Here is a 15,387-nt window from a genome sequence, read left to right on the forward strand (position 1 = left end):
ATCCCGAACTCGCGTATAAATAGAATAAAATAGGGTACAAACATAAGACTATATTTGTGCCCTAGATAACAATGTCTCTAAATTATGCGGTATATAACCATGCTACGAAACAAATTATTATAAGTGCCAAAATCACTAGACAAGCGAAAAGTACATTGGCCAAGAACTTTCTTCTTCTCCTTGCTCTTGCAGCCTCTGTCGTCATATTGTAATGGCTATGACGATGTTTTCCGTTGCTGTGATGACGGTGATGCACATAATTCTTTTCTGTCGAATTTCTATAGTTATCTTCCATAATTATTTATTCCTTTTCTTTTGATATTACTAAAATCTGAAACTAACCTGCACATCTACCATATCATAATCATGCTTTGCTAGCGTTCTATCGTTTACTCTTGCGTACTCGGCCGAGATTTCTAAATTCTTAGTAAATTCATAATCTGCACCTATTTCATAAAAAGTCTTTGCAGAAGCCCATTCTCCTGTCTTTCTATAAAGGTCATAACGAGCTTTTACATGCATCTGCTTTTTAATGATGGGAGCTATTGCTAAAACGTAAACCCCGTCAGCTTTATTGCCATTACTGCTCAGAGTGCAATCAGAAGCAGTCTTGGAGTCTTGATAAGTCTTAGCAAAAGCATTACCAGTAGAATGGATATACTCCGAACGGAATGTCCAATCATTCACCACATATTCCCCACTGATGGCATAACGGTGTTGTGACAAACTTCTAATAGCTCCCTTATGTTCTACGGTATTGCCAGCAGCATCTGTCTCAGACCAATCGCCTTTTCGGGCATAAGAGCCTTCCCAACCGAATACACCTAGTCTCATACCGGCTACTGGCATTACCCATATACCACCAATGATATCCTTACGTTGGTCTACATCTTTTACATTGATACCCTGTCCATTAAAGATACCAACTTGATAATGTAGCAAATTACGGCCATTTGAGCTCTTCAAGAAATCACCTTGCAGCTGAAGACCTATATCCCTACCATTAGAACTATGTGCTCCAACTCGATCATTAAAGCCAGCTAAGCTTGTAACATTCTGTGCATAGCCCATAAAGCCTTGGTCAACCGGATGCATAGGGTTCTCAAAGGTAAATGGTCGTTTAAATTGTCCCAACTTCACTTTAAAGTAACCATATTTTTGCCATTCTGCAAACAAATCTACAATACGAGGACTACTGCCCAGTGTAGAAGTGTTACCATTCAACTGAATTTGCGCTTTCCATGCTACATCATTAAGAATTCTACCGTCAAGAGAAACCCTGACCAATCGAATATTAAAGGAGTTAGCTTTCGCACCACTCTGTCCACTATACTGGTATTGCGTGATACCATACCCAGACAACTTTAAATTGTTGACCCAAGTTGCTTTACTTTCTTGCGCTGATGCACCATAAGATGCCAATACAAGTAATGATGCAAGGATTTCCTTTTTCATAAATAAATGATTAACGATTTTCTATTTTCGTTTAGTGATTAGTGCAAAAGTAACCATTTTTTTAAATTCATGCTATTTTTTGCAGGAAATTCCTTGTTCTAATTAATGTTGCAAAATTGCACTTCCATCCCTGAATTACGAGAATCCCAAAAGAGTTCCTAGCTGATATGTGAGTGCAGAGACTACCCATGCCAATCCTGTTGTATATACCGCTGTGAAAATAGCCCATTTCCAATTACCAGTCTCTCCTTTGATTGCAGCTATCGTTGCAATGCAAGGGAAATAGAGTAACACAAACAACAAAAAACTATAAGCGGCTAAGGGGGTAATCCCATCTGCTACCATCATTCTTCTCAAACGCGTATATTTTGCTGCATCAGAGTTATATGAATCATCATCAGCAAAACTACTGTCATCACTATAAAGTACTCCCATGGTGCTGGCCACGATTTCCTTTGCCCCAACACCTGCTAGCAAACCAACATCTAATTTCCAATCAAAACCTTGAGGACGGAATATAGGTTCTATAGCTTTACCTATCCTGCCAATATAGCTCTGTTCTTGTTGCTGACTAGCAGACAATTCATCATGATGCGGAAAATATCCTAAAGCCCATACTATAATGCTTGCCACCAAGATGATACCACCCATTTTTTTTAGATATTGTTTACCTTTTTCCCATGTATGTCGACCAATTGCTTTCCACGTAGGGAAACGATAGGGGGGAAGCTCCATCACAAAGGGGGTGTCTTCTCCTTTCACTAGTACTTGAGAATATAGCCGACCGATAATTATTGCCATCAAAATTCCAATAAAATAAAGTGACATCATAACGGTAGAGCGGTATTCGGCTGCAAAGAATGTCCCTATAATCATAATATAAATAGGCAGTCTGGCCGAGCAACTCATCATCGGAAGAACGAGCATGGTAATAAGCCTAGAACGTCTACTCTCAATGGTTCGCGTAGCCATGACAGCAGGAACATTACACCCAAATCCCATTATCAATGGAATAAACGACTTTCCATGCAATCCCATCTTGTGCATAAGTTTATCCATTATGAAAGCAGCTCTGGCCATATATCCCGAATCTTCCATGTATGAGATAAAAAAGTAGAGAATCAATATCTGCGGTAGAAAGACTATCACAGCGCCAACACCACCAATGATTCCATCGGAAATCATGGCTTTCAGAGGCCCGGCTGGTAACACCTCACTTACAGTTTGACCAAGCCAAGTAACTCCCGCCTCAATCAAATCCATCGGATACTGTCCAAGGGTGAATGTTACTTCAAACATCAACCATAAGAACAATATGAATATAGGAAATCCTAAATATCGATTGGTTATGATACGATCGAGCAGGTGAGTAGTCTGGTAAGTGTCTTTCTTATTACCTGTTGAATAGAGGGCTTCTTGCAATGCACCATGGATAAAACCATATTTAGCATCCATAATAGCCGTTTCACTGTCTACTCCAGTTTCTTCTCTCACTCTATCTTCAGCCTTTTTGCGTTCTGCAAAGATTTCCTCATCTTTATCTAGTGTTTTAATATACGATTCTACATCCTGATCATGTTCTAATAGTTTGATAGCCAAATAACGAGTAGAATACTTCTGACGAAGATCTATATTGCTTTTTAGATAATGCTGAATATGCAATATACCTGCCTCTATCTCGTGTCCATGATTGATATGGATATGGCGAAAATGTAGATTATCTCCTTCATTTCCCTCATACATATCAACTACCGCATCTAGGAGCTGATTGAGTCCACGACCATTCGTAAACGATGTCGGTATCATAGGTATCCCGAAGAGAGTGCCCAATTTGTCTTCATCAACATGATCGCCCCGCTTCTCTACCTCATCATACATATTGAGTGCACATACCATACGTAAGTGCATATCTATCAATTGGGTTGTAAGATAAAGATTGCGTTCTAAATTACTGGTATCTATGACATTGATAATAACATCTGGCATCTGCTCTATAATCTGCTTCCTTACATACAATTCTTCCGGACTATAAGCAGATAGACTATAAGTTCCCGGTAAATCTACCAAATTGAAATGGTATCCTCGATGTTCGGTATGGCCCACTTTAGCATCAACAGTTACACCGCTATAATTACCGACACGTTCATGTGCGCCCGAAGCAAAATTGAATAGAGAAGTCTTACCACAATTCGGATTGCCCACCAAAGCCACATTGATAACTCGCCTTTTGGCTATTGCTGCCAACTCTAATTCGTCATCAGAAACATGTAATTCGTTTTCCGGAACAATAGAAGTTGTATAATCTTTATCAGAACTAAAAACTTTAGCCTCCTTCTCACTCATCACTTCTATCATGGAGGCTTCACTCCTACGCAATGAAACTTCATATCCCATGACCTTATATTTGACGGGATCTTGTAGGGGAGCATTGAGTAAGACCTCTACTTTTTGCCCTTTGATAAAGCCCATCTCTACGATGCGTTTTCGGAAACCGCCGTGTCCTGTTACTTTTATAATGATACCGTATTCGCCGGTCTTCAGATCTGATAACTTCATATTCCAATATCTATAACATGCAAAAGTAAACAATAAACTTTGCTTTTGTTTTCTTATAATTCCATTTTTTATATAAAATACCTATTTATAGGTATAGACATCTAGCTGCAATTGCGTATATTTGCAATATCTATTATTACGTAAATTTAAAAGAAACATGAAACTAAAGCTACAATATATATGGTTTTTCCTCCTGATCGTGGCATTCCCAAATGAGATTACAGCCGACGACAGTATTCCATTTAAGTACTATGGGCATATATATTTTCAATCCGCTATCAACGACACCATTCCCTGTCAACTCATTTTCGACACAGGTGGTAACAATCTTTGTTGCATAGACTCAGTGTTCTTCGCACACTCCAAGTGGCATACTCGTAATATTCAAAAAGCAAATATTGGGGGAGGAGCCGGAAGGCTAACCGTTCCTCTCATTTACGAAGACACCCAAATAAAACAAGGAGCATCCAATGTGCCATATCCTTATATTCCGGTAATACGGTTAAGAGATATTCTTGACTGCCATGCAGATGGTCTTGTTGGTATTCAAGGGCTTCATCATCGTCCCTATGAAATCAATTTTGAGTATCAATATTTTAAATTCAACACTGAATTACCAAAAGACTTATCCTCGTGGCAACGCGTTTTGGTGCGCTGCCATAAACAGAGAATATTTCTCTATCTTTCCGTTAAAATAGGAGATAAGACGATTAAAGGATGGTACTTGATGGATACTGGAAGCGGTGGTACCATTGATTTTACAGCCCATACAACTTCCACTTATCATTTAGATTCCATCCCACGAAAGAAACGTATAACCGATATTACTAATTTTGGTGTGGGCAGCAAGGAACAGGAATACTTTGTTGATATAAAAGCAGATCAAATTCTTTTATTAGGAAACGACACCATCAAGAATTGTACAGTGTCTTATCTCCCCGAAGGAGTAGGGGCTTTTAGCAAACAGGAATGGCTAGGAGTAGTAGGCAATGGGATATGGAGCGACTATAATATCATAGTAGATGAAGAAAGAGGATACCTTTATTTAAAACGATTCAATAAAGAAGAGAACAGTGATGTCAAAGGCTATGATTACGGATTTCGAAATCGTACAGACATTTGCGATGGTTGGATAGTTTCCTCATTGGTAAGAGATGGGGATGCACGTAAGAGTGGTATAGAAATCGGAGATACCATCGTTGCCATTAATCACAAACCAGTAAAACGCCTCACATGGGACGAGGAATGGGAGATAGACGACACACCAACTCAAGAAATTGAACTAAGAGGAAAGAATGGACACGCTAAACGCATCTTCCTAAAAGCGAAAAATTATTGGAAAGACGAGGAAGCGAATCACCCAACATACACGAAAATCAAAGTCAAAGAAAACTCTCAACAAGTATTTTCCAAGCAAATACCCGCAGGAGATTACAGTGGAATCAGCTATTTAGGCAATAATAGATATGCCATCGTAGACGATAAGGCAAGCCCCGATGGTTTCAGTATCTTTCATATAAATATTGATTCTATCTCCGGAACCATTCAAAACATAGAATTAGAAGCTATCAAAACAAGTGGGCGACCGAATAGAGATGGAGAGGGCATAGCCTACTGTAAAATTCGTAACTCGATTTTTATATCCGGTGAAAAAGATAATGTCATTAAAGAATATGATTTAAATGGACAACTCTCTGGTAATAATGTATTTATACCAGATTCTATAAAGCAAAGATTAGATAGCAATAGAGGGCTGGAATCTCTATCATGGAATGAAAATACACAACGCCTTTGGACTGCAACTGAAGCTGAAGATTGCCGAATGATAGAATATGATAGCAACTTAAGGCTTATCAATGTATGGAAGTACAAAGTTGATCAAGCCACATCAGCAAAGAACTATGTAAATGGTGTTAGCGAAATATGTGCTTTAAACGATGGCCGTTTGCTAGTGTTAGAACGAGAAGTCATGATTCCGGAAAAGAAGATCGGAGCATGGGCAGAATGTAAACTCTATGAGGCACGCCCCATCAATAGACAGTTGGAAAAGCATCTACTAACTAAGTGGAAGACTAAAATGAACATTACAAACCATTCTTTTGCCAACTACGAAGGAATGTGCCTAGGCCCTAAACTAGTTGATGGGGGACAGGTATTGCTATTGGTCACCGACTCCCAACATCGCTATAAAGGCATGCTCAAAGATTGGTTCAAAACCATCATAGTATATATATGATATATTTGCAAAAACTCCGCAACATTACTGCATGGAAATAACAGTATTACTGCGGAGCCTGTTCAACGATGCTGCCTATCCTTTGCAGCAAAGTCATAGTAAAGAATTAACGATGCCGCCTGCCTGTTTTTGGTTTCCAAGCTTGCGGAATATCACCTCTCTTTATATGTTCTGTAGGATAAGAAGATTTCTTCTTTCGTCCAGTGGCTTTATCTACCGCACGTTCCTCATAGCTACTACCACCCGGTCGGTCGCTATATCTTACATTCTTTTTATAACCGCTATTCGATGCAGAACTACCGTTGGGATACAGTCGCTTGATTAATTCCGGACGCCCAATACGTACCAATTCTTTCTCGATATTCCGCCTCTCTTCCGGTTTATACCAGAAGAAGAATTGGCGTTGAGCCAACTTTTCCTTAGGAGTCTTGGCGCTAAAGACCGGTTCGAGCGTATATGGATCATATCCAGTATACCAAGTTTCGGTAGAAATAGTCATTGGGGTAGGGGTGAAGTCTTGCACTTGCTCTAAGTGAAAATCCAAATCTTTCGTCTTAATAGCAAGATCAGCCATATCTTCTTCCTCGCATCTGGGATGGCTACTGATAAAGTATGGTATAATCTGTTGTCGCAGATTTTCTTCTCGATTAATACGATCAAATATCTTCTTAAACTCATAAAATTGAGTAAAGGAAGGCTTTCGCATCAACTTAAGCACATTATCACTTGTATGCTCCGGGGCTACTTTCAATCGGCCACTGACATGTTTCGTTATCAGCTCACGCGTATATTCCTTGGCCGTCTCATTGATTTGTTCATCTTTACTACGATGCAGAAGAAGATCGTAGCGTACTCCGCTACCAATGAAACTCTTTTTGATGCCGGGCAAAGCATCTACAGCTCGATAGATTTCTAGTACTTTACCATGGTCTGTATTCAGATTAGGGCAGACCTGAGGATGGATACACGAGGGACGGGCGCAATGCTCGCAAGCCTTCTTATTGCGTCCTCTCATACCATACATATTAGCCGAAGGACCGCCCAAATCGGACAAATACCCTTTGAAATCGGGCATTTGCGTGATGTGTTTCACTTCATTGATGATACTTTCCTTCGATCGACATACAACAAATTTACCTTGATGGGCAGAGATTGTACAGAACGAGCAACCGCCAAAACATCCCTGATGCATATTCACAGAGAATTTTATCATCTCATATGCAGGAATCTTCTTGCCTTTATATTTGGGATGTGGAAGTCGCGTGTACGGCAAATCAAATGTAGCATCAAGTTCCTCTGTCGTCAATGTGGGATACGGAGGATTCACAACTACATATTGATTGTCAACCCCTTGTAATAGTCGTTTGGCATGAATACGATTAGACTCTTCTTCTATGTGTCTATAATTCTCGGCTTCAGCCTTCTTATTGCTCAAACATTCTTCATGGGAATGCAACACAATATCGTCCTCGGAGATACCATCGGGAATATCTTTTTCTTTAGTTAAATATACAGTTTGAGGTATAGAGCGGATTTGTTTGATAGCCAATCCGTTATTCAAATTCTCACTAAGTTGCAGAATAGACTTGACACCAGCACCATACAACAACAAATCTGCACCACTATCGCAGAGAATACACTTACGCAATCGGTCTTGCCAATAATCATAATGTGTGAGCCTTCGCATGGAAGCCTCAATCCCACCCAACACTACCGGCACGTCAGGGAATAACTGTTTTAGTATCTGTGTATAGACTATTGTCGGGTATTCGGGCCTACAATCATGACGGCCATCAGGACTATATTCATCAACGGAGCGTAAACGCCTATTGGCAGTATACTTATTAACCATCGAATCCATACATCCCGGGGAGACTCCAAAGAAGAGGCGAGGGCGTCCTAACTTCTTAAAATCTCGATAATCCCCATGCCAGTCAGGTTGAGGAACGACAGCCACACGATATCCCGCAGCTTCTAAACTCCGGCCAATCACTGCAACACCAAACGAGGGATGGTCTACATAGGCATCTCCGGAGAATAAGATAACGTCTAATTCGTCCCATCCACGTAGAAGACACTCTTTCTTTGTCGTGGGTAGAAAGTCGGTTAAATTTGGCTGTGTATAGCCCTGTTTACTAAAAATAGTACTCTTATCTATCAAGGTATTTACTATTAATCAGTTACTGTCAGAGGATCTACATCGAGCTCTGATTCACTCTTCTTGTCTTTCCAATCTACATACAACAAGACCAAATTATGCAGTCCGATAGCTTTCATATTGCTATTATAAATGACATCAAGACACAAATCGAGTAACAGTTTGTCTTGTCCGGCCTCTGTTTCTAAAATTGCTCTGGTATTAAACTTTAGTTTATCTAGCACGGTTTCATCTATAATTCCATTGCTATCTACTAAATTGCGAAGGAGCTGATACTTATCAAGCGTCTCTAAATGAGCTTCGCTAATCTCAATACTCCTTGTACCTGATTGATTTGCTTGAATCTTATACATATACTATTTATTTTCGGTTTTATCAACAAATTGGAGAAGTCCCTGCATGATGAGTCCTTGTTGTGATTTAGACTTAATGCATTCAAATGGGAATCCTAACGTTATACAATTGTAATCTTGTCCATTATATGCAACACTTGCACTACTTCCATCGCCATATAGCATTGCGGAAAAAGCATCGGTAGATGCAGGTTGCAATACATCGGTAGATGTTGCAGCATAATGTATAGGATTAAGTGTTCTATAAATCTCCATGCGATTGTTAAGTCCCGATACGATTGAATCATTTGTTTCCGTATTGGAACGTGCGTATTGGAGCTTTAATACACGTGCCAAAAATGCACTATCGGCTAGAGATTGACTGTCACTACCATTATAACTGCCACTGACAATCAAGCCCACATGCGGTTTTTGAGTAAATACTGTTAACAATTGTTGCCACTTAGAAGAGAACACCTTATAATTCTTCAAGGCATGAGGTACATATTTCTGCAGGCCATTTACCAAGTCTACAATATCATATTCTGCTAGATTTACCATGCCAGTTTCTACAGCAGAAGCCGTAGTACTCACGACATTATATTGATGCGCTGTAGATATAGCTGCAACATGGGCTGATACATTGTCAAAGTTGTTACCAGCAATAAGGTGCCCTGCAAGTTCATCACTGCCATACCCAAGTCCTCCCGGCCCCTCTTTTCCCATCTTTGAACGGTCAAAATCTTGTTGTAATCCATTCCAACCGGCATATAGTCCTCTTTGGGTTCCGGGGTCTTCTTGCAAATCAAATCCTTGTCGAACACCATCGTCAATAACTGCCGGAGCCGATAACCGATCGAAATGATCAACAACCAAAACTGTCTTCTTATCCGAACCAACTGATATGCTAGACAAGACCGGTGTCGGAAAACTTTCTCCACCGCTATTGACAGCAGTTACTTTAAAACGATATTGCCTGCCGGGCACAACGTTTATTACACAAGAATTCGTCTTAATATTCATACCATTATCGAATCCATGCTTCCCGATAGCTTGATAAATATTAAAAGATGTAGGCGCAGCAGTAGGTTCTAATGGATCGAAAGTTGGCAACCATGATAGCTTGACATGAGTTGCATCTAATATCTGAATACTAAAATTCTGCGGAGATAGGGGCTGCACAATGCTTGGGCGCCCATGATTAGTATTAATAAACCGAAGTATTGTCTTGTATACAGAACGCGCTAAAGTAAACTTAAAATTAGGGTCTTGCGCCAATACCATATCGGGAAAATTTTGATGAGATAGCATCTCTAGGATGGCAGAGGGCATCTCCGGATTACGGGTCTCGGAATAATTACGATCCCATAAATAACGAATAGCCCACTGTTTTCCAATCGTAGCAGACAAATCTCTATTTAATCCATCAAGTAAGGACTTTGCAAAATCTCTAGAAAGCAGTCTACTGACACCCGACGAGAGTTTCCCATCATTAAAATTGGTAGTGTAAATTGCAAGCGAACCAGTAAGAGATTTGCCATCAGATTCAAAACCTGCATCGCTGTGAACTGCCAAACTTAATTCCATTGGAACCTTCAGCCCTTCTTTTGTTGGTACAAAACAAGAGCCTCCAGCCAACCAATTGGTCATATATGAACGGGCATTAATATCATCACTATAGTCGTCTTGTCCGTTCTTGCTACTATAAATAGAGTAGGGGGCACCTGCCCATTGTGCATAATACCTAGCCCCTTCTAAAGCTCTCGGAAGTCCACTGACAGTAGTTCCTCGGCGAATGTTTCCCATACCGCCGCCAAATCGGACTGCATCGGACGTTACTACCCCACGTTTTCCGGATTGATTGGTAAGCACAACACGATTTTCTTCACTACATCCAGCATCGAAATTAAACGTACCTAAATATACCCAAGTACCTCCACCCATCGTTTGGTTGACGCGGAACACAGTCTTCTCACCTTGGTGATACACAGTGTAATGAGCATCAGGAACGCTATTCGGTAATGTCTGGTAAGAAACATATACAGCATATTTGCCCGCTTCTTGAATCTGAGGTTGATATGACAATAGAGAGAAGTGTTTATTACTTTTTGTAGACTTAGCCATTTTGGCAGTTCCGGCTACAAACGGATTCTCACCATCAGCATAAGAACCGGCATGCCATGCAAATCCTTTTTCTTTGCTAGTCTTCCAGTCATGCTTAACATTCACTTCAAGATAACGGACACCGGGATTTACATCATCATTATCTACAATATATTCTTGCTTTTGCCAATCACGCTCCCTAGGAGTAAATATCACAGCACCAGCATTTTGCAACATAGGAATAAGATAAGGAACTACGATTGTTTGAGTAAACAAATCCTCTGTAGTTCCAAACAAATTAGGGCGTTGCCATTCCCATATTTGCTTGTTGTTATTGAAATACCTACCATGACTGGCCCAAACAGAGATGTGCTTATTATAAAGTCCATGATATGGTTCACAGGGCTTCGTCACTTCCGACACCCATGGAGTACCATCATATTCGATGCTTCCCCAAAGGTTTCTAGACTCCACACTCGAAATCTTGCTGTCTTTTGGTAAATATTCTATAGGTAAATTATTAACAAGAACCTTGAGGGTATAATCTTTAAATGTACGTGGAAGCTCCTTCCTAATAATTTTATAGGTCTTGCCAACTTGCTTCGGAGTAACATTTAGTTGGGCATAGATATTCCTCAAGGAAACTATTACCGACTTTGCCCGGTTATCCACAGATATATTCGACACGTAATTCTTATTATTGTCGAGAGTTGGTATATCTCCAAAATATCCATACAATCTATTATTGATAGACGCATTTAACTTAATTGTCTCTTGAGAGAATCCCTCAAAAGACAATATACAAGAAGCTATCAATAATATAATCTTTTTATTCATCAATAACCAAACTTCTGCGGGTATTTCCCTACAAAAGAAGAGTAATATTGCTTAATTTCAACAATATCCTTGTCAAAATCTCCCGTAGGAATAAATACTTTCGTACACTCTATTATTTTCTTCTGATAATCCACACCATAAAGCAATATAGGAATACCGGCTTTCAAGGCTATGAAATAGAACCCCTTTTTCCAATCCGGATTGTAAGAGCGCGTACCTTCCGGTGTGATGCAGAGTTTGAATTGACTGGATTTGATTGCCGTATTGGCAAGGTTATCCGTCATACTGGAATGCTTATCGCGCCATACTGGAATACCTCCCATTGCTTTAAACAGATTACCCAATGGCCAAAAGAACCACTCTTTCTTCATTAAGAAATTGATTTTGAAGCCTTCTGCACGAGAATATATTTGCCCTAAAAAGAAATCCCAGTTACTTGTATGGGGAGCTAAACAGAGTATATACTTATCAGGATGCGCAATAGTTATGTTCTTCTTCCATCCCAGATATGAGTATAAATACCAATTACAAAATTTTCTAAGCATTTGAAATGTTGCAGAGTAAATTAAGCGAGATTATTAATTTGGTCTATTACCTCATCAATTTGTTGATTGAAATCTTTAATTAAAGACTTGAAGTAAACCTTACTCTTCATTCCGGGCTCTACATGGGAAACTCTTCGAATATAGTTACTATGAATGACTATAATCGACGATAGCAAAGCATCCATATTGTCCCGATTGACATGATGCCCATTATACAAAGAAGCAGCAATGCACTCTGAGAATAATTCACTGCAAATGTAGTTGATTGTACGCTTAAGAACTCGTTTGTTTGCCATAATTTTTCTTGTTAGAAATCCGTATCATGTTTTGTTATATGCCAAAGGTAGGAAAAAAAATGGAAACGTCAAGTTATATAGTCCACAAAATATTCTAAATGTATGATTTGTCTATAAAATCCTTTATCATCTCAATTAAAAACGCTATTTTTGCACTGATAAACGATATATCATATCACTTAAATAATTATTTTATTGTTAACTATGGAAATTAGTGCATTGCAGAAAGAAAGAGCTGGTTACCAGCCAAAGTTGCCTAAAGCTCTTCAAGGTGCAGTTAAAATTAAGGAAGGAGAACCTACACAAAGTGTAGACAATCAGGAAGAAATCAAGAAATTATTCCCTAACACTTACGGAATGCCTCTCGTAGAGTTTATTCCGGGTGATGAGAAGAATTCTTTGGAAATGAATGTTGGTATTATTCTTAGTGGTGGTCAGGCTCCCGGTGGTCACAATGTGATTAGTGGCTTGTTTGATGCTGTAAAGAATTTGAATCCAAATAATCGCTTATATGGTTTCTTGATGGGCCCCGGTGGCTTGGTTGACCATAATTATATTGAGATTACTCCGGAATTCCTTGATGAATATAGAAATACGGGTGGATTTGATATGATTGGTTCCGGCCGTACAAAGCTTGAAAAAGAAGAACAATTTGAAAAAGGACTTGAGATCATTCGTGAGTTGAATATCAAAGCTATCGTAATCATCGGTGGTGATGACTCTAACACAAACGCATGCGTTCTCGCAGAATATTACGCAGCAAAGAAGTATGGTGTTCAAGTGATTGGCTGCCCCAAAACAATTGACGGTGACTTAAAAAATGACCAAATTGAAACTTCTTTCGGTTTCGATACAGCAACAAAGACCTACAGCGAGCTGATTGGCAATATCGAACGCGATTGCAATTCTGCACGTAAATATTGGCACTTCATCAAATTAATGGGTCGCTCTGCATCTCATATTGCTCTTGAATGCGCTTTACAGACACAACCAAACATTTGCTTAATTTCTGAAGAAGTGGAAGCAAAAGATCAGACTCTAAACGACATCGTTGAGCAAATTGCTTCTGCTGTTGCCTCTAGAGCTGCTCAAGGTCAGAACTTTGGTGTTGTTCTTATACCAGAAGGTCTTATTGAGTTTATCCCTGCAATTGGACGTTTGATCCAAGAATTAAACGATCTCTTAGCTGCTCACGGTGATGATTATAAAGACTTAGACAAAGCTGCTCAAAGAGAATATATCCTGTCTCATTTGAGTGAAGCTAACAAAGCTACATTTGAGACCCTACCAGAAGGCGTTGCAAGACAATTGAGTTTGGATCGTGACCCGCACGGAAATGTACAGGTATCATTGATTGAAACAGAGAAATTGATTTCTGAAATGATTGGTGATAAACTAAATCAATGGAAGAAAGAAGGCAAGTATGAAGGCAAGTTCTCTCCATTGCACCACTTCTTTGGATACGAAGGACGTTGCGCAGCTCCTTCTAATTTCGATGCAGACTATTGCTATGCATTGGGTACAAGTGCAGCTCTCTTGATTGCAAATGGTAAGACTGGTTACATGGCAATTGTGAAGAACACCACAGATAAGACTGATAACTGGAAAGCTGGTGGCGTTCCTATTACCATGATGATGAATATGGAAAGACGTAATGGCGAGATGAAGCCTGTTATTCGTAAAGCTTTGGTAGAGTTGGAGGGCGAGCCTTTCAAATTCTTTACAGCTAGACGCGACAAATGGGCTAAGGAAACTTGCTATATCTATCCCGGTCCTATCCAGTATTGGGGTCCATCTGATGTATGTGATCAAACGACTAAGACACTTGCCTTAGAACAGAAATAAAAATTATATATGAAATCATTGGGTAGAGCAGTGTGTCTCTACCCAATCTTTTTATGAACAAGAGAGTCTCTACACAAAGGAAACCATCTGCTATACGCCCAAATCGTAAACGAAATAAGGGAATAAAGAGAAAAAAGAAACACATCTTTTCTTTTCTTCATAATTTACCTAAACGTGCTTATTGGTTTGGTGGAATAGGGATTGTACTTGTTTATGTATGGATTTTCTATTACTTCTTCGTAGGACCAACAGGCTTTAGATGGAGGGCATTATATGGAGATACACGTTATCCCTCTGGCTATGAAATACATGGAATAGATATTTCTCATTATCAAGGATATATTAATTGGGACAAACTCCAAAATGCAATGATTGAAGGATGTCCACTTCGATTTATCATAATTAAATCGACAGAAGGCGCTTCTGAAATCGATGAAAACTTTGAAGAAAATTTCAGTCGAGCTCGTGAGTATGGCTTCTTGCGTGGGGCATATCATTTTTGGAGTGTCAAATCTACAGCTCGCGAACAAGCAAACTTTTTCCTTAAAAAAGTGAACTTACTGGATGGTGATTTACCGCCAGTACTAGATGTTGAGAAGAAACCCAAGAATCAAAGCACTGAAGATTTCCAACAGGACATCCTTACATGGTTACATATTGTTGAAGACAGATACCATGTAAAACCCATCATATATACATATTATAAGTTCAAAGAGGCTTATCTGAATGCTCCGGTGTTTGAGGATTATCCATATTGGATTGCACATTATTATGTAGATAAGGTAGAATATAAAGGAGCATGGAAATTCTGGCAGCATACAGATGCTGGTAGATTACCGGGAATTAAAGGGTATGTAGACTTTAATATTTATAATGGCTCATTCTATGATCTTAAAAAACTAACCATTGGTAATGATGAGTGGTAGAGCATTAGTCATCTATATTAATTTATCATAATACAGATTATATTACAAAAAGGGCTTTACCGGAAAATAGAATATTATTCTTATTTTACTTAAAAATA

The 15,387-nt window shown here is 39.3% G+C and carries 10 protein-coding genes; 3 read left to right on the top strand and 7 right to left on the bottom strand.

The genetic code is table 11. The features are described from left to right. Positions 1–324: 324 nt before the first annotated feature. Together HMPREF0671_RS05120 and feoB are read right to left on the bottom strand one after the other, a co-directional pair. Positions 325–1,455: a porin gene (locus HMPREF0671_RS05120; protein ID WP_036897527.1), complete on the bottom strand. Its 1,131-nt coding sequence runs from the start codon at positions 1,453–1,455 to the stop codon at positions 325–327. Between the two features lie 135 nt (positions 1,456–1,590). After that, positions 1,591–4,011: a ferrous iron transport protein B gene (gene feoB / locus HMPREF0671_RS05125; protein WP_036897530.1), complete on the bottom strand. Its 2,421-nt coding sequence runs from the start codon at positions 4,009–4,011 to the stop codon at positions 1,591–1,593. Positions 4,012–4,168: 157 nt separating this feature from the next. On the opposite strand from feoB, the gene HMPREF0671_RS11760 reads away from it, so the two are divergent. Further along, a complete protein-coding gene (locus tag HMPREF0671_RS11760; protein ID WP_052052854.1) occupies positions 4,169–6,247 on the top strand; it encodes an esterase-like activity of phytase family protein in 2,079 nt (692 codons plus the stop codon). A 106-nt stretch (positions 6,248–6,353) separates the two neighbouring features. On the opposite strand, the gene HMPREF0671_RS05135 is transcribed toward HMPREF0671_RS11760, so the two are convergent. Genes HMPREF0671_RS05135 through HMPREF0671_RS12465 form a run of 5 tightly spaced genes read right to left on the bottom strand, consistent with a single transcriptional unit; the run spans position 6,354 to position 12,518 of the window. Continuing rightward, complete coding sequence (locus tag HMPREF0671_RS05135) at positions 6,354–8,408, bottom strand: YgiQ family radical SAM protein (RefSeq protein WP_231725574.1); 2,055 nt, start codon at positions 8,406–8,408, stop codon at positions 6,354–6,356. An 11-nt stretch (positions 8,409–8,419) separates the two neighbouring features. Continuing rightward, positions 8,420–8,758 carry a hypothetical protein gene (locus HMPREF0671_RS05140; protein WP_036897533.1) on the bottom strand — a complete coding sequence of 113 codons (339 nt, stop codon included), beginning with the start codon at positions 8,756–8,758 and terminating at the stop codon, positions 8,420–8,422. A 3-nt stretch (positions 8,759–8,761) separates the two neighbouring features. Continuing rightward, positions 8,762–11,677 carry a xanthan lyase gene (locus tag HMPREF0671_RS05145; RefSeq protein WP_036897535.1) on the bottom strand — a complete coding sequence of 972 codons (2,916 nt, stop codon included), beginning with the start codon at positions 11,675–11,677 and terminating at the stop codon, positions 8,762–8,764. Beyond that, on the bottom strand, positions 11,677–12,222 hold the full coding sequence (locus HMPREF0671_RS05150; protein ID WP_036897537.1) for a 1-acyl-sn-glycerol-3-phosphate acyltransferase: 546 nt from the start codon (positions 12,220–12,222) through the stop codon (positions 11,677–11,679). The genes HMPREF0671_RS05145 and HMPREF0671_RS05150 overlap by 1 nt, the downstream gene beginning before the upstream one ends. A 20-nt stretch (positions 12,223–12,242) precedes the next feature. Further along, a complete protein-coding gene (locus HMPREF0671_RS12465; protein ID WP_036897540.1) occupies positions 12,243–12,518 on the bottom strand; it encodes a hypothetical protein in 276 nt (91 codons plus the stop codon). Between the two features lie 204 nt (positions 12,519–12,722). Here HMPREF0671_RS12465 and HMPREF0671_RS05160 point away from each other — a divergent pair, with 204 nt between their 5' ends. Continuing rightward, positions 12,723–14,363: a diphosphate--fructose-6-phosphate 1-phosphotransferase gene (locus HMPREF0671_RS05160; protein ID WP_036897542.1), complete on the top strand. Its 1,641-nt coding sequence runs from the start codon at positions 12,723–12,725 to the stop codon at positions 14,361–14,363. Between the two features lie 53 nt (positions 14,364–14,416). Beyond that, complete coding sequence (locus HMPREF0671_RS05165; RefSeq protein ID WP_052052856.1) at positions 14,417–15,289, top strand: glycoside hydrolase family 25 protein; 873 nt, start codon at positions 14,417–14,419, stop codon at positions 15,287–15,289. Positions 15,290–15,387 lie beyond the last annotated feature (98 nt).

Origin of the sequence: Prevotella sp. S7 MS 2 (assembly GCF_000762865.1) — a bacterium.
Taxonomy (GTDB): domain Bacteria; phylum Bacteroidota; class Bacteroidia; order Bacteroidales; family Bacteroidaceae; genus Prevotella.

What these genes read in the sequence shown, in the direction of transcription:
- feoB (WP_036897530.1), bottom strand. Translation starts at nt 4,011, where the DNA reads ATGAAGTTATCAGATCTGAAGACCGGCGAATACGGTATCATTATAAAA.
- HMPREF0671_RS05160 (WP_036897542.1), top strand. Translation starts at nt 12,723, where the DNA reads ATGGAAATTAGTGCATTGCAGAAAGAAAGAGCTGGTTACCAGCCAAAG.
- HMPREF0671_RS12465 (WP_036897540.1), bottom strand. Translation starts at nt 12,518, where the DNA reads ATGGCAAACAAACGAGTTCTTAAGCGTACAATCAACTACATTTGCAGT.
- HMPREF0671_RS05140 (WP_036897533.1), bottom strand. Translation starts at nt 8,758, where the DNA reads ATGTATAAGATTCAAGCAAATCAATCAGGTACAAGGAGTATTGAGATT.
- HMPREF0671_RS05145 (WP_036897535.1), bottom strand. Translation starts at nt 11,677, where the DNA reads ATGAATAAAAAGATTATATTATTGATAGCTTCTTGTATATTGTCTTTT.
- HMPREF0671_RS05120 (WP_036897527.1), bottom strand. Translation starts at nt 1,455, where the DNA reads ATGAAAAAGGAAATCCTTGCATCATTACTTGTATTGGCATCTTATGGT.
- HMPREF0671_RS05150 (WP_036897537.1), bottom strand. Translation starts at nt 12,222, where the DNA reads ATGCTTAGAAAATTTTGTAATTGGTATTTATACTCATATCTGGGATGG.
- HMPREF0671_RS11760 (WP_052052854.1), top strand. Translation starts at nt 4,169, where the DNA reads ATGAAACTAAAGCTACAATATATATGGTTTTTCCTCCTGATCGTGGCA.
- HMPREF0671_RS05165 (WP_052052856.1), top strand. Translation starts at nt 14,417, where the DNA reads ATGAACAAGAGAGTCTCTACACAAAGGAAACCATCTGCTATACGCCCA.